Consider the following 21,709-nt stretch of genomic DNA (forward strand, 5'->3'; position numbering starts at 1 on the left):
GCGATATTACTCTTGCGAGGTTTCTGAGTCTTCATCAGCACTTTCCGGCGTATTTTTCGGCGCTGGTTTTGGTGCAGAAAGTTCTTCAGTTTGGCTAACGCTCTCAATGGTCAGACGGATTTCCGGTGACATCAAGCGTGCAAGCACGGCGTACAAGTTCTTCGCATTCGTCGAGAAAATATCATTCTCGTTATTGTCGATATAGCCTTCTTCTTTGAGGGTATCGACCAGTGTTGAGAACACGGCTTTATCAAAGAATTCAGGGGCGTTAATACCGTGCAGAACGGACAGACGCTGCGCGAGCATACGACTCTCTTTCTCTAACGTATTGCGGCTGACTTCTGGGCTTGCATTGAGCAATGACAGTGTAATGGCGTAGCGTTGCAGTGTTTCACGAACACCAGCTGCCAGTAGCTGTAACGGACGGATACGGCGAGGATTTAACACCACCATATTCTCATCTTTCAAGCAGATCAGTTGTTGGTTATTCAGCTCATCAATCAATGTATCCACTGTTTCCGTAAGCGCGTTTGCGTCATAACGCATAAACAGCTCAGCTTTCAGGAATGGATAAATCAGCGCAACTTGCTGGTGGATTGCATCACGGCTAATGCGCTCATGGTGCAGCACAATGCTGGCGATAAGCGAAGGCAGAACCAGTAAGTGATGAATATTGTTACGGTAATAGGTCATTAAGACGGCATTTTCGCGTGGCAGAATAATAATATCCCCCATGCTGTCTTTTTCGACTTCAAACTTGTTCATCTGCAAAGCGTGTTCAAGCAGCTCTTCAGCCGTTTTGTTCGGCGTAGTTGCATCGGCAGTGTAAGGCACATTGCGCAGTAGCTGTAGATAGCACTCGATTTGTTCAAGCAGTTGTTCACGGGTGAGCGAGCGCTGACGTGAAGCCAACAATGCCGTTGAACATAGGTTAATCGCGTTGGCAGCTGCCGCATTATTGATATTCACCATAATGTTATCGGCTAAGCTGCTGACGGTTGGGTTTAACCAGCTCGGGCGCTGTGGTTCAATCGGGTCGATAGATTCACGCCAATTTGGTACGCGGTTATTTAAGTACTGGGTCAGTGAAATTGGTTGCCCAAAGTTCACATAACCTTGACCCAAATTACGTAGTTTACGCAGACCACGTACCATGGAGAAGAAGCCTTCTTTCTCTTTCTCAGCGCCACGCAGCTCTTTTGCGTAAGTTCCTACTTCCATCACATGCTCGTAACCAATATAGATAGGAACGATGGTGATAGGGCGGGAGTCTCCGCGTAGCATCGCTTGTAGGGTCATCGACAAGGTACCAGTTTTCGGTTCCAGTAAGCGACCTGTACGTGAACGACCGCCTTCCACAAAGTATTCAATCGAATAGCCGCGAGCAAATAGCTCACTGAGGTATTCGCGGAATACGGTGGAATAGAGTTTATTGCCTTTGAACGTACGGCGAATAAAGAATGCACCTAAACGGCGGAAAATAGGACCGGCTGGCCAAAAGTTAAGGTTAATACCCGCCGCAATGTGTGGTGGCACCAAGCCTTGGTGATAAAGCACATAAGAAAGCAGCAGGTAGTCCATATGGCTACGGTGAGAGGGCACATACACAATTTCGTGACCATCTTGCGCCAGCTGGCGAACGCGCTCAGCATGTTGAACATTGATCCCTTGGTATAAGCGGTTCCATGTCCAACCGAGTACACGGTCAGTCAGTCGCACTGCTTCATAAGAGAAGTTAGCTGCAATCTCTTCCATCATCGCCACGGCATTTTGCTGGGCTTTTTGTAATGGGATTTTTTTACTGCGCGCTTCGTCTTCAACGGCTTTTTCAATCGCTTTAGAGGATAGCAGCTTATTAAATAGCTCATAACGGGCAGGCAGTTTTGGCCCGACCGCAGCTAAACGCTGACGAGAGTAGTGAATACGTGCTACGCGAGCAAGTTTATTGGCAATGATGGTGTCGGTGCCATGTTCTTGCGCCATCTGGCCAAGAGAAATACTCGGAGAGAAACGTACAAAGCTATCGCGCCCTAACCACAGGACTGCAAAGAATTTTTGCACACCGTTTAAGAGTTTTAGCGGGGCAGGCTTATGCCCTTCGCGACCCGGCGCACGTCCAAACATGACGGATGCAGGTAGCATTTGAATATCAAGATTTGGATTGTTTTTATGCAAATCCAGATACGCATGGAATATTTTTACTGACTCTTTACGTGGATCTGGGGAGTAGTAACGGAACACGCGCGGACCATCATCAATAAACACATAGGCTGGAAGCTTGGTGCCATTGATGTCGTTATCCACTAGCGGATCAGGTAAACCAATCGCTAAGCATTGTTGGCGAAGCGTGAGCAGGTCGGACTTTGAGTGATATGGCAAGACGTACAGCGTTGGCTTGCTTGGGTCAAGCTGTAACTCTGTTATCGGATCCGTTGGGATTAGTTTACTTTTTACCAATAATTTCAGTGGTAAATTCAACGTGTTGTAATATATTTTACGCCATAGTGACATAAATGATTATAGCCTCTTGTTAGTAATGCTGCGCAATCATAGCAGAAAGCAACGTTTAGATCTGTTATCGATAATTCACTTTGACTGCAAAAGTTGATTATTGTTTAAAAATTAAGGAAAAAATATGGCAAGTCAAACTAAGGGACTCACTCGAGTCATCAAAGCGGCTGGATACTCCCTTAAAGGTTTAAAAGCAGCATGGGTAAATGAAGCTGCATTTCGTCAAGAAGCGATTGCTGCTATCATTGCGATAATTATAGCTTTTTACTTGGATATTAGCCAAATTGACAGAGTTTTGTTGATTGGTTCAGTTGTATTAGTCGCAATCGTTGAGTTAATTAACAGTGCAATTGAGGCGGTTGTTGATCGTATTGGCAGTGAATACCATGAATTATCTGGGCGAGCGAAAGATATCGGCTCCGCAGCCGTGTTCGTCACGATAGGATTAGCTCTGTTTATCTGGGGAACCGTATTATGGGCACGTTATTTTACGGCTTAGTGGGCTAAAAACAGTAAAAGAGATAAAAAGCCAGAAATTCATCAACAAAAGCAGGTTTTGGCTAATTTAACAGTTCCCAATACCCATTTACCTGTATATACTCACAGTCTGACTGTATAAACAAACAGGGGAACGGGATGAAAGCACTGACAGCTCGACAACAGCAAGTTTACGATCTGGTGCGTGACCACATTTCGCAAACGGGCATGCCACCAACACGCGCTGAGATAGCAGCAAGTTTGGGTTTTCGTTCGCCTAATGCGGCAGAAGAACATTTAAAAGCCTTAGCTCGTAAAGGGGTAATTGAGATTGTTTCTGGAGCTTCCAGAGGCATTCGTCTGTTGTTAGAAGAAGAATCCGAAGATTTAGGACTTCCTCTGATTGGACGTGTTGCTGCTGGCGAACCATTGCTTGCACAAGAACATATTGAAAGCCATTACCAAGTCGACCCAGAATTATTTAAACCACACGCAGACTTTTTATTACGCGTAAATGGTATGTCGATGAAAGATATCGGTATCATGGATGGTGATTTACTTGCGGTACATAAAACACAGAATGTCCATAATGGGCAAATTGTTGTGGCACGTATCGAAGATGAAGTTACTGTTAAACGCTTTAAGCAACAAGGCAATCGCGTTGAGCTTATTGCTGAAAACTCTGATTTTGCACCAATTGTGGTTGATTTACGCGAACAGAATTTTACTATCGAAGGTCTAGCTGTTGGGGTTATCCGTAACAGTGACTGGCATTGATGATGAGTGATTGAGTCTGGCAGCAGACTCAATATCTCTATTTTTTGAATAGCCTTTCTTTATATAGCTATTTTCATACTGTTTTTCTTTATATAGCCATCTTCCATGTTGCTATATAGCTTCCTTTATTTTACTTCCTGTAGACCACTTATTCTATATCACTTCTTTTTTGAACTGACCGTGGCGTGATGGTTATGCTCACAGTGTTCATGATCTTGGCAATTGGAAATCTCAAAACATTTTTGACATAAACCATGGTTTTCTACCACCGTATGCCTGAGATGAAAATGATTTTCTTCCGCTAGTGTGCTAATCGCTTGTTCGATAGTCGTGCAGTCACTTTCGGTCACATTGCCACAATTATCGCAAATCAACATCACTGAAATATGGCTTGGATTATCCACATGGTGACAAACCACATAGCTGTTTGTGGATTCAATTTTATGAATAAATCCTTGTTCCATGAGGAACTCTAAACCGCGATAAACGGTAGGGGGTTTAGCCTGAGGCTCTATTTCACGCAGTAAATCTAGTAGATCATAAGCACTGATCGCACCGTGTTGCTGCGCAATTAATCGCAGAACAGTCTCTCTTTGTGGGGTCAAACGCACGCCTCGAGACTGACAAATACGTTCGGCCGTCGTAAGCAGCATGTCTTCACTGATTGTTTTCATCTTGTTTGGCCCCACCTAGATAGCTTCAAGTTTTTATTACTGTTTAGTTTACCATAACTTCCATTTCTGTTGTGTTTGAAATGGTGGTGATGAAATAAACAATTTTTTACTAAATTGAATACGCAATTTTAACTTTAATAAAGGCAACATTAATAAAAAATGAACTCCTTATTTAAGAGATGGTTTTTTCTATTTTAAATAAATCATTAATTGCTACATTTTAGTTAATAATTGGGTGTTAAATTTAACCAAATAAAAACAATTATTGAAATTCATTGTTACTATTTAGCGTTGATTTTAATTAAGACTTATCTTACCCCTTGTTTCTTATGTAGCGATTACTGACGCGAAAAAGACACTTGATAGATGTTAAATCTAATAAATTTACAGCTGTTCGGTTTATTAAGTTGTATTTAAATATAAATATAGATTTTTATATTTATAGGTTTTTTGCAATATTTAGACATTTTTATAAATGCAAAATGAAGTCTTCATATAAATCTTTCTAAGTAATTCATCATTTCTTTAGATTTAAGTACTCATTCAGTGGGTAAAAGTTGTCTTTGCTCATTTTTCCGATATAAAAAACCAAGTCAACGCTTTATTTGGGTGGTTTTTGACAACATATGTCACGCATGTAGAATTGACATCAGAAAATATCACAAGGTAGTTATCAGAATTCATTTAGTGTTCTATATCAATTTTAATTAATTACTGAATGACTCAGTAATTAATTTAGAAGTGAGAATGTTGGCTTAATGATTTCTGTTTTTTAAATCACATAAATGAGATGGAGCTCGTTTATATAAAAAAATCTCTAACCTGAATGAAATTCATCAAGTAGGAAAGCTAGAGGAATTTTCAAGGGTGCACTGATTAAGTAAATGGACTTAATTTTGCATCAGTGGAAACAGGAAAGAGAAAAAGAGAAATAGCAGTTCCTACTCATTTAAAGGAAAACTTTTATGAAACTGAATAAATTAGCATTAACTCTAGCTTTAGGTTTAGGTGTTGGCGTTTCAGGTGTTGCTTTAGCTGCTGATCCAGTAGAAAGCTCACAAGGTGAAATCCGTTTTACTGGTTTCATTAACGACGTTCCATGTTCAATCGATGCTGACAACCTGAAGCAATTAGTTGAATTCGGCGAAATCGCGTTACACGAACTGACTTCTAACCAATTCCGTTCAGACAGCAAAGCGTTCGATATCGTTCTGAAAAACTGCTCTACTGAAACTTACAAAAACGCAAAAATCACATTTACTGGTTCTACAGTAAACGGTTTCCAAGGCTTCACTGGTGACTTACTGGGCTTAGGCGGTAAAGTTAAAAACGCTGGTATCGTAATCACTAACGGCGCTGACAAAATCGTTGAATTCGGTAAAGCATTCCCAGGTACTGGTGACGGCTACGCGTTAAACAATGGTGACGGTTCACAAACTACTCTGCACTTCGCAGCGTACGTTAAAGGTAACGAAGATCCAACTCAAAAAGCTACTACAGGTCGTTTTGACACTGTAGCTAACTTCAAAATTGTTTACCAATAATAGTCAGTTCCTATAGAGAACAATATGGCGTAGTCATACGCCATATTTCTTATATCGTCTTCACTGTATTTGTTTGTATAGGCGCATAGTTAATGAAAAGCATAAAGCTAAATCTAATTACAAAATTAATGCTTTTAATGTTAACGCCAATGGTTGCATTCTCTGAAGAGGCCGTTGATTTTAACACCGACTTCATTGATTCTGAAGGTAAAGAAAACGTCGACTTCAGTAAGTTCTCTCATGCCAACTATGTCCCTCCTGGGGATTACTCTTTAGCGATTGAAGTTAACCGCGCTAAAGTTTCTATGGAACAACCTATCACCTTTTTTAATCCTAATTACGACGACAAAGTTTCGTTGGCATGTATCACGCCTGAAATTTATGCATTATTGGGATTAAAAAAGGAGTGGAATAGCCAAGTCAAATGGCTAGATGATGGAAAATGTTTGGATATTCGCTCAGTTCCGGATATGACCATTCAAGGGGATTTGGCAAAGAACGTTGTACAGTTCAATATTCCTCAGGCCTACATGGAGTACTCAGACCCTGATTGGGACCCACCATCTCGTTGGGATGACGGGATTATGGGTGCATTTATTGACTATAACGCGACAGGACGCGTTGTTAATAGACAAACCGGCGATAAAGGAACGAAATCAGGTCTGACGGCCACAGGGACAATGGGTGCAAACTTCGGTGCATGGCGTTTGCGTGCCGATTGGCAAACTCAAAACGGTGAGCTGAATAAAGGTAGTAAATCATGGTCTTGGAACCAATTATACGCCTATAGAGCGATTCGTTCACTGAGTGCGCGTTTGACGATCGGGGAGCAATATTTAGCGTCAAACCTGTTTGACAGTATTCGTTATCTTGGTGCGAGTTTAGAAACCAACGAATCCATGCTGCCACCTCGCTTACAAGGCTATGCGCCTGAAATTGCGGGTGTTGCAAAAACGAATGCGACAGTCATGGTAAAACAAGATGGTCGTATTATTTATCAAACAGAAGTTAGCCCTGGTCCATTCCGTATTCAGGATGTGAACTCATTCGGTGGCGGTACGCTGGATGTAGTGATTCAAGAGCAAGATGGCACAACAAGCAGCTATCGAGTGGAAACCTCTCGACTGGGTACGTTGACACGCCCTGGTCAGCTGATTTATCAATTTGTGATGGGTAAACCGACAAAAGATGACCATGATACTCAAGGCCCTGCATTTAGCATGGGATCGCTCTCTTGGGGGGCGACAAACAATATCACGGTTTATGGTGGTTTACAGGCATCATCTGAATATCAAAACGTTGCATTTGGTTTAGGTCGTGACTTTGCGCCATTTGGTGTTTTATCGGGAAACATCAACATTTCTCGCGCGCAAATGGGGCGACTGGATGACAATGAAACGTTAACCGGTAACTCTTATAACCTGACGTATTCTAAGCAGTTTGATGAAATTAACAGCCAGATTACGTTTGCGGGTTATCGATTCTCTGAACGAAATTATATGTCAATGAGTCAGTTTATTGACCGTCGCTATAAAGGCGATAAGGTCGATAGCGGTAAAGAACTTTATACCATTATTTTTGGTACGGCGTTCCCGGATTATAACGCCAATATGTATTTGAACTATTCGCACCAAACCTATTGGAATAGAGCATCAACCAACCAGTATAACTTTACGCTTTCAAACTATTTTGATATTGGCAAAGTAAAAAATATCAGCCTGAGTTTAACAGCTTATAAAACGAAATCACGTGACCGTGATGATGATGGCGTTTATTTAAACCTCATGATCCCATTAAATAAAAATGAGTCGAGCATAAGTTATTCCAGTTCCTTTTCTGGGGGGAATAACTCTAATAACGTTAACTATTATAGCCGAATTGATAATCGCTCTTCTTACTCTGTATCTGCAGGTAACTGGGATAAAGATAAAGTCACGACCGCGGGTACATATAGTTACGATGGCGATAGAAGCCAGCTGAATTTGAGTGGTACCTATATTCAGGATAACCAAACCGCCGTTTCTATGCAGTTAAAAGGCGGTATGACGATGACACCTGAAGGTGGCGCGATACACCGTAATAACTCAGTTCGTGGCGGATCCAGAATATTAGTCGATACTAATGGTGTCGCAGATGTACCCATCTTAAATGGAGTAACACCAATAAAAACTAACCGTTACGGTAAAGCGGTGGTCACCAGTGTGATGGACTATAACCGTAATAACTTAAATATTGATCTGAAAAATGTGCCGGATAATGCAGAAGCGCTGCAATCCACACAGTATGCAACTCTGACAGAAGGTGCCATTGGTTACCGTAAATTCAATGTCATCACGGGTGAAAAATTAATGGGAATTATCAGCTTAGCTGATGGAAGCTATCCACCATTTGGGGCTTCAGTGAAAAATGCGAAAAAAATAGAAGTCGGAATTATTTCAGATAAAGGTTTTGTTTACTTAGCGGGTGTTAACCCATCAGAGTCGCTTGATGTGACATGGGGTGATGATACTTCATGCCATATTCAACTGCCTGAAAAATTAGATAGCAACATGGAGCATGATGTTTTACTGCCATGTAAATAATTAAAAAAAAAATTTTTAACGTCAACGGTGAATATATGAATTTATTAACTAAACGCAATGCGGTCGCTATTTTAAGTGCCTCATTATTGGCTCAATCAGCTTATGCAGCCATTGCTATTGATAGAACTCGTGTGATTTACAACGAGGGCGATAAATCAGTGAGCGTAGGTTTAAGTAATGAACACAAAACCAGCCCTTATTTGGCGCAAGCATGGATAGAAAATGATAAAGATGAAAAAGTAAATTCACCTTTTATTGTGACTCCGCCAGTACACCGACTTGAGGCGGATTCAAAAAGCCAAATTAAAATTCAGTCTGTACCTGCTATCGCTAAATTACCGAAAGATCAGGAAAGCGTTTATTACCTAAACGTGCGAGAAATACCACCGCGCAGTGAGAAAGCCAATGTATTACAAATTGCGTTACAAACAAAAATTAAACTGTTCTATCGTCCCGCTGCGATTGCAACGAAAGATAGAATGGAAACTATTCCTCAAGAAAACGATATTAAACTGGTGAAACAGGGTAGTGGATATGTCGTTAAAAACCCAACCCCTTACTTCCTATCAGTCACTAAACTCAGCAAAGGTAAGACAGAAGTTGCCGATTTTGAACCTATTATGGTTCCACCACGTGGTGAAACTAGCTTAGGAAAAAATACAGGGGATATCGGGGCATCACCAACCTTAGTATATCTCAACGATTTTGGCGGTACGATTGACTTGAAATTTAACTGCAGCGCGGTTGAGTGTTCTGTCGTACCTAGAAAATAAGGTCTACCGCTATGATGTCTATTAAAAATTTAGCCAAGGTATTATTGATATCATCGACTCTTTTTACGTCAGGTGCCCTTGGATTTTCAGGCTACCTGTATGTAGAAATTAAAGGTGTCGTCTTATCCAAACCCTGCCAGATTAATAATGGACAAGCCATAGAAGTCGATTTTGGCGATGTCATGACAACGCGTATTGAAGGTGAAGTGTATAAACAGCCAATGGACTACACCATTACCTGTAAAGACGGCGTTCAGCCAAAATTGAATATGTATATTGACGGCACGCCCGCTGCATTTGACCAGCGGGTGCTTAAAACGAGTGTCGATAATCTCGGTGTCCTTTTTAAGGCGGATACCAGCGATTTCCCATTAAAAACTAGGCGTGCCTTTAACTTTGCATCACCGACTAAATTATTTGCGGTGTTGGTGAAGAAAAGCGGTACTGATTTGCCAGCGAAAGCCTTCACGGCTAATGCGACACTCAAAGTTGAGTATCAATAAGGGTGATAAACATGCGGGACATTTATAAGCTTATTGGGGTGTTTTTACTGTTTATCTTATTTCCTTTCTCTTCAACGGCGAGAGATAACGAAACAGACATTCTGATTAAAGGTAATTTAATCACGCCGCCACCGTGCCATATTGATAATGGTAAAGATATTGAAGTGGAGTTTGGTAACGTTTCCATTAAATCCATTCAAGGTAATGCTCAAAAGAGACAAGTGAATTACCAAATCCAGTGTGAAGAAAACAAGAACAACTGGGCCATGTATTTAACATTAAATGGCGCAAAAAGTGCATTTGATACTAATGGGTTGAATACAGGAATTACTAATCTTGCGGTTAAATTTCAACTGGGCGATCAAACTTTAGATTTAGGCAAAAAATATTTAATTAACCCAAGTAACCCTGGGGTACTTTGGGCTGTATTGGTTCGTGATGGTAATAAAGAGCTGAAAACGGGCGACTTTATTGCAAACGGAACCATGCTAGTGGAGTACCAATAATGAATAAGAAAATACGTTTTGGAATTTTATTTGCATTACTGGGAAACCTCGCTGCGGTAGCAACGATGCCTGCACAAGCCGCACAGAATAATATGAAAATCAAAGGGACGCTGGTGAACGCACCTTGTGTGGTGTTACCAGAAAATTCAAAGGTTGAAGTCGATTTTGGTGATATCAGACTGTTGGATATCTATGAGCCGGGATTTCAATTTCCGAATGAATCCTTCACGTTAGTGTTGTCAGATTGCGATTTGACCATTGCGCAAAAGGTGAAAGTAAAATTCTCAGGAACTGAAAACTTACTGTTGCCAGGTTCCCTCGCGTTGACGGGCAGTGATTTAAACCCTGGATTAGGTGTTTTTATTGAGTTGGCGGATGGGACTCCGATGAAAATTAACCAATTTTCATCGCTAATGCCAATCAGTAAAGCAGGTAAGAATGAATTACAGTTTAATTCATTTATCAAAGCGACATCGGATGTTGTGAATAATAAACAAGTGAAAGTCGGTAAAATATCAGCCACTGCAACATTTATATTTGAGTACGAGTAATTTTATTATCAAAGTTTATGGCTTTGATTTAATTAAGCTTTATTAAGTAAATAAAGAGAACTGAAATGGGAAAACGAATTCAAAGGTTATTTTTAATACCGTTGCTTTTTATAAGCTCTCTTGGTTATGGGTCGACATATTTTTCGTATGTTGAAGACATTGTCTCTTCAGGGAGTAGCCATACCTATTATTACCAATTTGATTATTGGAGAGCTAACTCTCCTACGGAACCAAATCCATGTGTTTCTGTTCTAGGTTCTGGTGGCGCTAGGAACTGTTATTTTACGATTAACCATTTACATACAGCGCCAAATATTGGGGGAGCAGGGTCTCGTAAAGACTGGGAGTGTTCCATAAATTTCGCGACTTACCCGACGATGCAATCAATTATTGATGCAGCGCAAAATCAATGCGGTTTAAGTTTTCCTAAAAGAGGGGATAGTCGTCACTCCGGAGCGATTACAGCAGATGAGTGTGTCGGTATCTTTTTAGATACAAACCGCACTAGTAGTTCTGCGAAAATGCTACCCGGTGGGATCTGTGGTATTGCGCCACCACCTGCCGGTAAGTGCTATTTCAATTATGTTGCAAATAACCGAATGGAATTAGATCACGGTACATTGAACACTGGGGATCTGAATGGAAATACGCAGCGTGGATTCTTCTCGATTGTTTGTAACCAAAACATGCGAGTAAAAGTTTCTTCAAATATGTTGCAAGAGTATGTGAATTTACGTCCGAATGGTGAATTGATGTCACGAGTGACATTGAACGGTCAACCGGCTTGGTTTGGCACGATTATCAATGCAAGAGCAAATACGAATGAGCTTGTGACAGTAGAATCTGTATTGAAAACGAATGGTACGGTTGCAGCGGGTAACTTTAGTGGTGTAATTACACTGGTAATGACCATTCCATAATGTAAAGCGTTAAGAATTTTGTATTCGTCATTTTCCCATGTTGACGGTTTTGCCTACTTAAACGTAAATGTTGGTAGGCTTTTTTTTAATCTTTTTTATTTATTCTAAAATACGCATTTCTAATATAGAACTTATTAAGCTTTATGCTTATTCAACATAACAGGTGAAGGCAGAATAGGCCTCATCCTTCAAAATATAAACATTATCTTCCATTCTAGTCACATTTACATAATATTTTATTTTGTCTTTTTCCAATTGAATGAAATTGGCAAATACGTCATTAGGGGTGCTATCAGAGTTTGTCACTGATGAGGAATTCATCACGATTAAATAATTACCTTTTTTATCTACCGGTGTATAGGAAAAATAAATAGCACGATCTAATCGATAAATGGTTTCTTGGTTTTTTATATAACCATAAAAATTCATTCTGCCATTATGATTGTCTGAAACCTGTAATGACATTTTAGATTTAAGGATAATACCATCCGGTGTGCCATTTTCTTTTATCCAAACAATTTCAGAATGACAAAGTTTTACATCATCTTTATCTTTTGCAAAGGTAACATAAGTAATGGGGATAATAACCGCAGCTAGAGCCGCAGTAATAAGATACTTTTTCATTTAAATTCTCTGATCGTTAATAGAAACACAGTCAAACTTATTATTTTTTTCTTTACAAACGCTAATTGCAGCATTTTTATCGAATGAGTAAGAGGCATTGACATCTGAAAGAACAATAATTCGTTTTGGTTCTTCGCAGGCAATATTATATTTATCTAGCTTTTTATTAATAAAATCGAGATTGGTTTTTTTTGCCTGTTCATTCATTTTGATGGGAGATTGAAATACGCAATTATCTCGGCTTCCAAATGTTGTATAGCTATTCCTTTTATCATTATTTGGTTTTAGTGTATTGATAAATAAGTAAAATGATCCAATAAAGATGAATGAAATGATAGCGAATAAAAGCATCCTACCTTTTAGATTACTATTTTTAGTGGCAATGATTTCTGAAGTTGCAATGGGTTTCGTCTTTGAATTATCGGTGCTATTACTTATTGAAGTATTAAGTTCTAAAATTTCATTTTCACCCTCTGAAATAGCGACTTTTGTCAGTTCAGTATTTTGGGGTATTAGCAAATTCTTAGATGGGGTGACAAGTGTTTCTGTTATTCCATAATTATCTGAAGTGATAATTTCATTGGATACAGTTTGCTTGTTGTCATTATCCATTGCAATACTGGATAGATGACTATCAATTCTAAATCCTTTTTTGGGAACCGTAACAATTGTTTTTGGATCAATACCAACCAGCTCAAGCTTTTTCCTTATTTCGCTGATATAGGTGTTTAAATTATTATTTGATCCAACCAGACCATATTCTTCCCAAACATTTGTAAGAAGTTCGTCTCGAGTGGCAATACCTTTCTTTAAATTTAATAAAAGGATTTCACCAAATAATCGAGCGGCAGGTTTAGATAATTCAATATGTTGATCTGGATCATCTTTTAGAAAAATACGACTTGTCCTGTGCTCAAAAATAAACTTGTTATCGATTGTATAATCATGTTTTTCAATCATAGTTATCTTCTGCTCTCTGAAATTCAAATAATTCAATAGCTAAGCCACTATTAATTAGTGGCTTAATGTAATTTAAGTTAAATTTATTCTAGGGATTTATATATTTTTATTAATTTAATTATAGGTATAGTCTAAATAGGGATTGGAATAACTTCAAGTATTCGGAGATGAGCTTTTTTGCTGTAAATTAGCAAAAATATTGATTTGAATATCATATTGGAGTAATAAACTAAATAAAATATTATTGCTAGTTTATTATTATAAATATATTCGTTTTCGTTGTTATATCGGTAGATAAAACTAAATTTCTAGAGCGATAAGTAGAGTTATTTATAAGAATTATCCTAAGGGATTTCGCTTAATTCTATTTATAGGTCAAATTAACTGATAAGACAATTTATTTCTCAATTTATAAGGCAAGAAAGTAATATCTTGCCTTATAAAATTAAGTATTAGTATTTATATTCAATTCCTAGCCAATAGTTGCGACCTTCTTCTATATAGCCATCAGTATATTCATAAGACTTGTCGAACAGGTTGTTGACTGAGCTGTTCACAGATAGCCCATGCCCTAAGTCATAATCCACGCGGAGGTCAGTTTTGGCGAAGCCGCGTACCTTATCTTCACTGTCCACATAGTTAAATGCCCAGCTTCTGGCTTCTTCTGTAATCGTAATGCTCATTGGCTGATATGGGGTAAATTTCACCCAAGCAAACGCTTTGTGGGTTGGCAGCTCTGCAACATGGCGTACGCTATAGTGTTTCGGATCCGCGTGGATATAGCTGTAGTTCATACCTGCTTCCATCCAATCGGTGATTTGCCCTGTAGTGCCTAAATCCGCGCCGATATAATCCACTTTGCCGCTATTACGGTTTTGCAGTAATGCGCCACCTTTTTTATTTTCGCCTACATGGTGCGCCATAATGGCATCAGAAACGTGGTTATAGTAGGTACTTGCTGTATAGCTCCACACTGGAGTGAAATGCCCTTTATAAGTTAAATCAAAGGTCAGTGCACGCTCAGCATCTAAATGCGGGTTAATGAGGAATGAATCATCATTCTTCATTTTATTTTCGGTGTAGCGCTCTTTTTGTGTCGGGAAACGTGTTCTTTCGGATACAGAGAATTGAACGGTATCTTCATTTTCTAAATGGTAACGGGCCATCATCTCCCAGTTAAAGGCATGTTGGTTGTTATTGTCATAATGTTGAACGCCTTCCATTGCACCGGTTTTTTTATTGTATATATAGCGTTTTCCATCATCACTATCACGCCAGTCATAGCCAATTCCGCCGATGATATCGAGCTTATCTGTCGCAACCCATTGGTATTCGGTAGAGACAGACCAGGTTTGATCTTTATAACGGTCAAATGGGTTGGTTTTATTACTGCGAGAGCGGTGAACGTCTTCTTTCCAGTGTGCGGCAAATGACAGCATATCTAATTCACGCACAGTAAAGTCTGCGCGTAGGTCTGCGCCGTTGCTGTAGTCATCATAGCGGCTGTAGTTATAATTACCTTTTTGATAATCCTTGACGGATTTGTACTGGTGCAGCGTGTTTTTGAATGAATCGTGATAAACGCGGCTTTGCAGGGCAATACCGTCAGTGACTTGGGTGGTGCCATTAAAGTAGATGCTTTCTTTATCATAAGCTGGCCACTGCCAGATCTGCTGCTTATCAGAGTTGGCATTCGGCGCACTGTTTTTGTCACCATCTTGCTTAATATAAGTCACCACATACTCATCGGCTTCTCGTGGCGTCCAGCCCATTTTCAGCATCAAACGCTTATCATCGGTGGCGGAGTTAGTGCGGCGTCCATGCGTTCCCGCATACGGGTTATTATCATCAGAGCTAGGTAGACCCATAAAGCGCTGCTTATATTGGCTACCACTGACTTGAATAAAACCTAAATCATTGCGACCACCAAGGCGGGCGCTAACGTTATGGGCATTATCTGCACCACGCGCAAAGCCTTGGTTCAGGCTGATATTCGCTTCGAACGGTTTTTTTGGGGTCGCGGTGGTTAAGTTGATGGCGCCGCCCATTAAGTTCGGACCTTGTAACAGGGACGTATACCCCGTAGAAAGCTCAACACTTGCCAGTTCACTGGTCATAAAACGCCCAAGGTCAAGGGTACCGTCATAAGGAACATAGGTCGGGATACCGTCGAAGAAAACAGGCACTTGGCGGCTATCAAAACCACGTACATTCACTTGAGTCTCATTACGGTTACCGGATTTTTGGATCGCCACGCCGGGTAGGGTGCTGAGAGCTTGAGCCACGTTGGTTTTATTGAGTTGCTTCATTTGCGACTCAGTGATCACGTTAGCATCAGCGGCGAGTGGGGTACTCCAGACTGACATCACATCGCGGCTCGCGTCAGCTTGTGTCTGATTATTCTCTGGAGAGGTCGTTGCTGCTTGCCCCTGTGTTGCGAATAACGCCATTCCTATCAAATAGGTAATTTGTTTTATTTTCATTATTAATAATTTCCAGTTAGTTTTTCCTGCGACTTATATCGATATATTTATTTTTATATAACGATGGGCGTCGCTTTTGCCATAAAACACCATCCCGCGGTGAGCCGCAGGATAAGGTTTTAAATCTATGTATTTGGGTCGTTAAGATTTAAATATCTGTACTTTGATGTCTCTCGGGTTTGCGTAATAGGGAGCTGAAGTGATCAACAGAGGAACACCCGCTTGGGCGAAACTTTCGATAGTTTGCAAGTTAACGCCACCGGCAATGGATAATCGGCAGCGGGATTTTTTCTCATTCACCAAGCGTTGTAATTGCTGAATCTGCTCCACAGGAAGTTTATCCAGCTGGACAATATCGGCGTTGGTATCAATGGCAAGCAGAGCTTGCTGATAATCATCGGCTTCAACGATGATCTGCTTCTCAGGCGCGGCCGCTCGTAACGTATCGACATGAGATTGCCAATCATCGGGATTTGTAAGGCAGTTGCGATGATTGGTAAACAGCAAGATAGTTTCTGCGCTGCCAGCACGATGGACAATGCCGCCACCAGCGAGGATCGCGGTTAACGCAAGGGGCTTGGTCGCGGGAATGGTTTTCCGTGTGCAAGCGAGCTGCCCATTAGGGTGATATTTTTTTAATATCGTGACCATTTGATGGGTGTAGTGACTGACGCCACCGCACCATTCAAGGACATTCTGGACTGCCTTCCACCCTTGATGCAGTGCTTCAACCGAGCCAGACGCGTTAATCAAGCGGCTTTGTGGCTCCACAATATCTCCGTCACGAAATAGGCATTCACTGCGTATGCCCAGCTTTGTGAGCATACGCTGGGCGATATCCAACCCGCTTACACAGCCGCCAAGTTTCGAGGTAAAGGTCATGGTGCCTTGCTGGGTGTGTAAGCCAAGTGCGCGGCTGGTGAGATCCCCATACTGGATATCATCGAGAAGCAGCTGGTCAATTAGGGTGTCAGGCAAGTAAATCATAATGTCAGTTCCGCTTCATCCACCACATCCCATGAGACCATCGCCCAATCGCGGGATGGGAACGGCAGGGCTTTACCATCGGCGGTTTGTTTCTCGTAGTAAGCGCGCAGCTTTTCAGTTTCTTCTTCGGTGAGATCTTTGAGCGACCAGTTTACGCTGTCGATAAATGCATCCACGTTATCGAATCCACCTCGATTTGGACTTTTAATAAAGTCGACACGGGCATGGATCCCCATTTGATGCAGGACATTCACGGCATAGATATAGGTTGGCAGGCTAACCACTTCGCGCCCAATTTCACGGATAATTTTCTCATCAATAAATGTCGGGTTAACGGTGTGAGTGGTATACACGCGCAGGTTAGTTTGGCGGTTGAGTTTTAACATCGCAGCTTTTAAGTCATCCACGAGGGTAGAGCGGGAGGCCACCGAAATATCGGCTTTTGGTAAGTCGTCCCAGCTATCTTCCCACGCAAGGGTTTTAAATTGCGCATTGGTGACATTCATCTCTTTGGCGCGAATATTGGCCATTTCGAGCATACCTGCACTGTAGTCAATGCCGGTGACAGATTGAAATTGGTTAGCGAGATAAAGGCTAATAGAGCCAGGTCCACATCCCACATCCAGCAAGGTTTTTGCACCCGTAAAATCCATTAATTGGCGAAAGCGAATTAAGTATGGGTCGTTCGGATTGGCACAGTTTTGCGCCATTTGGTGGGCTTTTTTATCCCAATGTTCTGGTTCTTTGCGTGTGCGTTGGGCTTGTTGCATATGCTGCTGATACATCGCGGCAAAATCGAGTTGGTGAATAAGCATGATCCCTGACCTTAACAAGTAAAATTGAGTGGAAGCTGAAAATGCGCCGTAATACTCGGTGCATCGATATTATAGAGTTCTGCCAAGTTAGTGAGCGTTAACATACTTTGAGTCGAGCCTTGCCGTGCCTGCTGTTGTTTGTTTAATAAAATCACATGGTCGGCAATGGCAGCGGCATGTTGGGGGTGATGGGTGGACATTAACACCGTGATCCCATGCTGCTTCAGTGTTTCGATATGCTGTAACAGCCGAATTTGATTGCCAAAATCGAGGCTGGCTGCGGGTTCATCCATAATCAATAACTTGGGTTTTTGGACTAAGGCTCTGGCAATTAAAACCAGCTGCTTTTCTCCCCCGCTGAGGGTGCTATACAAGCGCTCTGCAAGGTGAGCAATGCCAAATTGGGTCAATTGCTCCATGGCACTGACTTTCTCTTTTTCCCCCGGTACGCTGAACGCTGAGAGATAGGGGGTTAGCCCCATCATCACCATATCGACCACCGAAAACGTAAAGGGCGTATCGTGAGCTTGGGGTACGTAAGCAATCACTTTCGCGATATCTCGCTGTTTCAGCCGGCTGATGGATTGCCCTTGCAAGCGTATATCCCCATCAATGGCAGGAAGTAACCCTAATAAGGTTTTCATTAAGGTGGTTTTTCCGCACCCATTCGCGCCCAGCAAGCAGGTCATCTCACCTTCAGGTAAATGCAGGTTAATGCCTTCAATAATGGCTTGGCGGTGGTAGCCGATCGCCACATTGTCTAGGGTTAAAATACTCATTTAACCCGCCTTGTTTGTAGCAAAATGGCTAAGAAAAAGGGTGCGCCCACGGCGGAGGTTAAGATCCCGAGCGGTAACTCAATGGCTGCAATGGTGCGAGCTAGCGTATCGGTGATCAGCAGTAAAATAGCGCCGATAGCCATTGCTGCAGGGAGCTGATAGCGGAAGTTAGCACCCACTATCATTCGCGTAATATGGGGAACAATCAATCCTACCCAGCCAATAATGCCAGCTATCGACACGGTGCTGGCGGTAATCAGGGTTGCGCTAACAATCAAAATGGTGCGATTGAGTGTGACATTTACGCCTAAACTTTTGGCTTCTTCATCGGATAAACTTAGCAAATTCATGCGCCAACGCAGCATCAATAATGGCACGAAACCCACGATCATAATGGGCAACACTGACCATAAATCTTGCTGAGTAATGGAAGATAATCCACCGAGTAGCCAGAACGTAATAGAAGGAAGCTGCGTGTAGGGGTCGGCTAAAATTTTCATTAATGAGATGGCGGAGCCGCAAATCGCACTGACGGCAACCCCAACTAGAACAAGGGATAGAATAGGATCGTGCTGGCGGGCTAGGCGAGCAATCAGATACACCACCGCCACCGTGATAAGCCCACCCACAAAAGCAAACAGTTGGATAGAAACCAGAGATTGTCCGAGAAATATCCCTAAAACAGCTCCGACGCCCGCCCCTGCGGAAACGCCTAAAATATCAGGGGAAACGAGAGGGTTACGAAACATACCTTGATAAGCCGCGCCGGCAATCGCTAGCCCGCCGCCAATCAAGATGGCGGCTAAGACGCGTGGAAAGCGAATTTGCCAAAATACCGTATTGCTACGAGGATCATCGACGGGCGCTTGAGTAAACAAGTGATAGAGCTCTTCCAAGGTTAGTGAGTATTTACCACTGGTTAATGCCATCAGAAAACAGAGTAGCAAAATAGCCATCAATAATAATGGCTTAGTTTTGGTATTGAGCCAGCTCGCCGTCATGACCTTTCCATTAGTAAGTCGACCTGCTCTTGAGTGAGCGATGAATGGTAGAACAGCTCAAAAAATTGTCTTAGATCGTGAGTCATCGTCTCTTCAACCGCTTTATCAAAGTGACTTTGTAAGCGTCTCATGCCCAGTAAACGGTTGATCCCTGGTGGACCATCTAACCAACCGAATGGCATCCCACTGAATACGAACAGGTTATTCGATGAGATGGCTTTGAGTCCTGCCCATAATGGCGAGCGAGTAATTAATTCAACAGATTCATCATATTGGGTGATGATAATATCTGGCTCCCACTGGTACAGCTGTTCCATGGAAACATCGGTCAAACCGTGGAATCCATCGATGTCCACCACATTACGAAAACCGAGCATTTCGATGGCTTCAGTATGAATAGAACCTTTTGTGCCGGTTTGTAGTCCTTTTGCACCTCTGGCGAGGTAAAAACTGAGGGGTTTTTGTTGTTGAGTCAGTGCAAATTGCTGCGCATTGCTAAGATAGCGTTCTGCTACCATACTCAGTTTTTCAGCTTGCTGATTAACATTCAATAGACGACCAAGTTGACGCAGCTGTTGCGGAGCATCAATCAGCTTACCATCCATCAGCAAATACGGGATCCCCGTTTGTTTGGCGACTTTTTCCGCTTGGGAACGGTAGGTTTCATCGATATTGCCAGTATCGAGGATCAAATCAGGGTGATAAGCCAATAATTGTTCAAGGGATAACGTGCTACCTCGTCCCGCAAGACGACCATAAACAGGCAAATTCATCCATTGTGGCGCAAATAGTTCACTATTCCCTTTTTTCAAGTTAATCGAGGCAAAACCCACCATTTTTTCTGGGGTGAGGGCAAACATCAGTAAGTCTGCGGGCGGACCCGCCGTGATCACCTTTTGAATGTTACCATTTGCAGGTAAAGTACCGAATAATGCCTCTGCGACAGGGCTGCGACTAAATGCAGGTAAACTGTAGTATGCCGCAAGGACAGCGCAGGATTGGATAAAATGTCTTCTGTTCATTGCCATAATTAACATCGTTATACTTATATTTATATAGCGCGAAAATTAGCGAAGTCAGGCAACAGAGTCAACAGTAAAAATGAGATAGCACTGAAAAGTCGATGTTTCTGTGATTTAAAGCAATATCAAGGATTGATATCCACTGGCAGATCGCAGAACATAGCGAAATATAACGGCGTATTATAGATAATCTGGGATATATGAAGAATAAAAGACCTTCTTTGCAAGATGTAGCCGACCGAGTCGGTATCACAAAAATGACGGTGAGTCGTTTCCTGCGAAATCCTGAGCAAGTTTCAGAATCCTTGCGTGGGAAAATTGCCAGTGCAGTGGAGGAATTAGGCTATATCCCAAACAAAGCGCCTGATATTTTGTCGAATGCCACAAGCCACGCCATCGGCGTTCTATTGCCATCATTAACTAACCAAGTTTTTGCCGAAGTGATCCGCGGTATTGAAGCCGTCACCGACAAACATGGTTATCAAACCATGTTGGCGCACTATGGTTATCGTGCAGAAAAAGAGGAAGAGCGCTTAACTTCGTTACTTTCTTACAATATTGATGGCGTGATTTTAGCGGAGCGTACCCATACCGAGCGCACCCTGCGCATGTTAAAAACGGCGGGGATCCCTGTCGTTGAAATTATGGACAGTATTTCGCCTTGTTTTGATGCCGCGGTAGGTATTGATAACTTTGAAGCGTCTCGCCAAATGACGCAGGCGATGATCGACCGTGGCTGCCGAAAAGTAGTCTATTTAGGGGCGAGGCAGGATGAGCGGACAATCATCCGTTTGGAAGGTTATGAAAAAGCCATGCTCGATGCCAAACTAACTCCGCGTAATTTAATGACTCAAGAGAGCTCCTCTTATTCTCTTGGCGCACAATTACTTCAAGAATGCCGCGTAAAATACCCCGATACTGATGGGCTATTTTGTACCAACGATGACTTAGCCATCGGCGCGATTTTTGAATGCCAGCGTTTAGGGATTAATGTCCCCAATGATTTGGCTATTTCGGGCTTCCATGGACACGATGTGGGACAGGTGATGACACCGAAATTAGCCAGTATCTTAACCCCTCGTGACCTTATGGGGCGCAAGGCGGCAGAAGTGCTGCTGGCAAGGATGCGCGGTGAAAAATTAGCACAGAAAAAATTCGATGTTGGTTTTAAGTTACTAACTGGTGAAAGTATCTAGTAAGGTTGCATCGAGTCAGCAAAA

At 41.9% G+C, this 21,709-nt stretch carries 20 protein-coding genes; 10 read left to right on the forward strand and 10 right to left on the reverse strand.

Going from position 1 to position 21,709, the window contains the following annotated elements; genetic code table 11:
• Positions 1-6: 6 nt before the first annotated feature.
• Positions 7-2,511, reverse strand: coding sequence for a glycerol-3-phosphate 1-O-acyltransferase PlsB (gene plsB / locus GKR71_RS14130; RefSeq protein ID WP_154599664.1), 2,505 nt, complete (start codon positions 2,509-2,511; stop codon positions 7-9).
• Positions 2,512-2,635: 124 nt separating this feature from the next.
• Between plsB and GKR71_RS14135 the strand changes: the two genes are divergently transcribed.
• Positions 2,636-3,010: a diacylglycerol kinase gene (locus GKR71_RS14135; protein ID WP_154634461.1), complete on the forward strand. Its 375-nt coding sequence runs from the start codon at positions 2,636-2,638 to the stop codon at positions 3,008-3,010.
• 137 nt (positions 3,011-3,147) lie between these two features.
• The gene (gene lexA, locus GKR71_RS14140; RefSeq protein WP_036955398.1) at positions 3,148-3,765 is read left to right on the forward strand and encodes a transcriptional repressor LexA; all 618 of its coding nucleotides are present in this window, start codon (positions 3,148-3,150) and stop codon (positions 3,763-3,765) included.
• Between the two features lie 158 nt (positions 3,766-3,923).
• Here lexA and zur read toward each other — a convergent pair whose 3' ends face one another.
• Entirely contained in the window at positions 3,924-4,439 is a 516-nt protein-coding gene (gene zur, locus GKR71_RS14145) for a zinc uptake transcriptional repressor Zur (RefSeq protein ID WP_036955395.1), read from the reverse strand.
• Between the two features lie 965 nt (positions 4,440-5,404).
• On the opposite strand from zur, the gene GKR71_RS14150 reads away from it, so the two are divergent.
• The 7 genes from GKR71_RS14150 (at position 5,405) to GKR71_RS14180 (ending at position 11,818) form a co-directional block, all read left to right on the forward strand.
• Positions 5,405-5,983 carry a fimbrial protein gene (locus tag GKR71_RS14150; protein WP_036955392.1) on the forward strand — a complete coding sequence of 193 codons (579 nt, stop codon included), beginning with the start codon at positions 5,405-5,407 and terminating at the stop codon, positions 5,981-5,983.
• A 92-nt stretch (positions 5,984-6,075) separates the two neighbouring features.
• A complete protein-coding gene (locus tag GKR71_RS14155) occupies positions 6,076-8,565 on the forward strand; it encodes a fimbria/pilus outer membrane usher protein (protein WP_154634462.1) in 2,490 nt (829 codons plus the stop codon).
• Between the two features lie 35 nt (positions 8,566-8,600).
• The gene (locus GKR71_RS14160) at positions 8,601-9,338 is read left to right on the forward strand and encodes a fimbria/pilus periplasmic chaperone (protein WP_108479282.1); all 738 of its coding nucleotides are present in this window, start codon (positions 8,601-8,603) and stop codon (positions 9,336-9,338) included.
• Positions 9,339-9,349: 11 nt separating this feature from the next.
• Positions 9,350-9,841: a fimbrial protein gene (locus GKR71_RS14165; protein ID WP_036955381.1), complete on the forward strand. Its 492-nt coding sequence runs from the start codon at positions 9,350-9,352 to the stop codon at positions 9,839-9,841.
• An 11-nt stretch (positions 9,842-9,852) separates the two neighbouring features.
• Positions 9,853-10,347: a fimbrial protein gene (locus GKR71_RS14170; protein ID WP_036955377.1), complete on the forward strand. Its 495-nt coding sequence runs from the start codon at positions 9,853-9,855 to the stop codon at positions 10,345-10,347.
• Positions 10,347-10,898, forward strand: a complete 552-nt coding sequence (locus GKR71_RS14175; protein ID WP_036955373.1) for a fimbrial protein — start codon at positions 10,347-10,349, stop codon at positions 10,896-10,898. Before GKR71_RS14170 ends, GKR71_RS14175 begins: the two co-directional genes overlap by 1 nt.
• A gap of 65 nt (positions 10,899-10,963) precedes the next feature.
• Complete coding sequence (locus GKR71_RS14180; RefSeq protein ID WP_036955368.1) at positions 10,964-11,818, forward strand: MrpH family fimbial adhesin; 855 nt, start codon at positions 10,964-10,966, stop codon at positions 11,816-11,818.
• 147 nt (positions 11,819-11,965) lie between these two features.
• Here the strand turns inward: GKR71_RS14180 and GKR71_RS14185 are convergent, their stop codons facing one another.
• The 8 genes from GKR71_RS14185 to GKR71_RS14220 all read right to left on the reverse strand — a co-directional run bounded on the left by GKR71_RS14185 (position 11,966) and on the right by GKR71_RS14220 (position 20,495).
• Positions 11,966-12,442 carry a FidL-like protein gene (locus GKR71_RS14185; protein ID WP_036955365.1) on the reverse strand — a complete coding sequence of 159 codons (477 nt, stop codon included), beginning with the start codon at positions 12,440-12,442 and terminating at the stop codon, positions 11,966-11,968.
• Entirely contained in the window at positions 12,443-13,402 is a 960-nt protein-coding gene (locus GKR71_RS14190; RefSeq protein WP_036955363.1) for a winged helix-turn-helix domain-containing protein, read from the reverse strand.
• 452 nt (positions 13,403-13,854) lie between these two features.
• Positions 13,855-15,885 (reverse strand): TonB-dependent receptor plug domain-containing protein, encoded by a 2,031-nt coding sequence (locus GKR71_RS14195; RefSeq protein ID WP_154634463.1) that lies wholly within the window; start codon positions 15,883-15,885, stop codon positions 13,855-13,857.
• 141 nt (positions 15,886-16,026) lie between these two features.
• Positions 16,027-16,872 (reverse strand): ModD protein, encoded by an 846-nt coding sequence (gene modD, locus GKR71_RS14200; RefSeq protein WP_154634464.1) that lies wholly within the window; start codon positions 16,870-16,872, stop codon positions 16,027-16,029.
• Positions 16,869-17,687, reverse strand: coding sequence for a class I SAM-dependent methyltransferase (locus tag GKR71_RS14205; RefSeq protein ID WP_154634465.1), 819 nt, complete (start codon positions 17,685-17,687; stop codon positions 16,869-16,871). The genes modD and GKR71_RS14205 overlap by 4 nt, the downstream gene beginning before the upstream one ends.
• 11 nt (positions 17,688-17,698) lie before the next feature.
• Positions 17,699-18,466: an ABC transporter ATP-binding protein gene (locus GKR71_RS14210; protein WP_154609811.1), complete on the reverse strand. Its 768-nt coding sequence runs from the start codon at positions 18,464-18,466 to the stop codon at positions 17,699-17,701.
• Positions 18,463-19,467 carry a FecCD family ABC transporter permease gene (locus tag GKR71_RS14215; protein WP_036955349.1) on the reverse strand — a complete coding sequence of 335 codons (1,005 nt, stop codon included), beginning with the start codon at positions 19,465-19,467 and terminating at the stop codon, positions 18,463-18,465. Before GKR71_RS14215 ends, GKR71_RS14210 begins: the two co-directional genes overlap by 4 nt.
• A complete protein-coding gene (locus GKR71_RS14220) occupies positions 19,464-20,495 on the reverse strand; it encodes an ABC transporter substrate-binding protein (protein WP_036955537.1) in 1,032 nt (343 codons plus the stop codon). The genes GKR71_RS14215 and GKR71_RS14220 overlap by 4 nt, the downstream gene beginning before the upstream one ends.
• 194 nt (positions 20,496-20,689) lie before the next feature.
• Here GKR71_RS14220 and gntR point away from each other — a divergent pair, with 194 nt between their 5' ends.
• Positions 20,690-21,685, forward strand: coding sequence for a gluconate operon transcriptional repressor GntR (gene gntR / locus GKR71_RS14225; RefSeq protein ID WP_036955346.1), 996 nt, complete (start codon positions 20,690-20,692; stop codon positions 21,683-21,685).
• Positions 21,686-21,709: the final 24 nt, after the last annotated feature.

The sequence above is a fragment of the Providencia sp. wls1922 genome (assembly GCF_009706505.1).
Lineage (GTDB): Bacteria > Pseudomonadota > Gammaproteobacteria > Enterobacterales > Enterobacteriaceae > Providencia > Providencia lanzhouensis.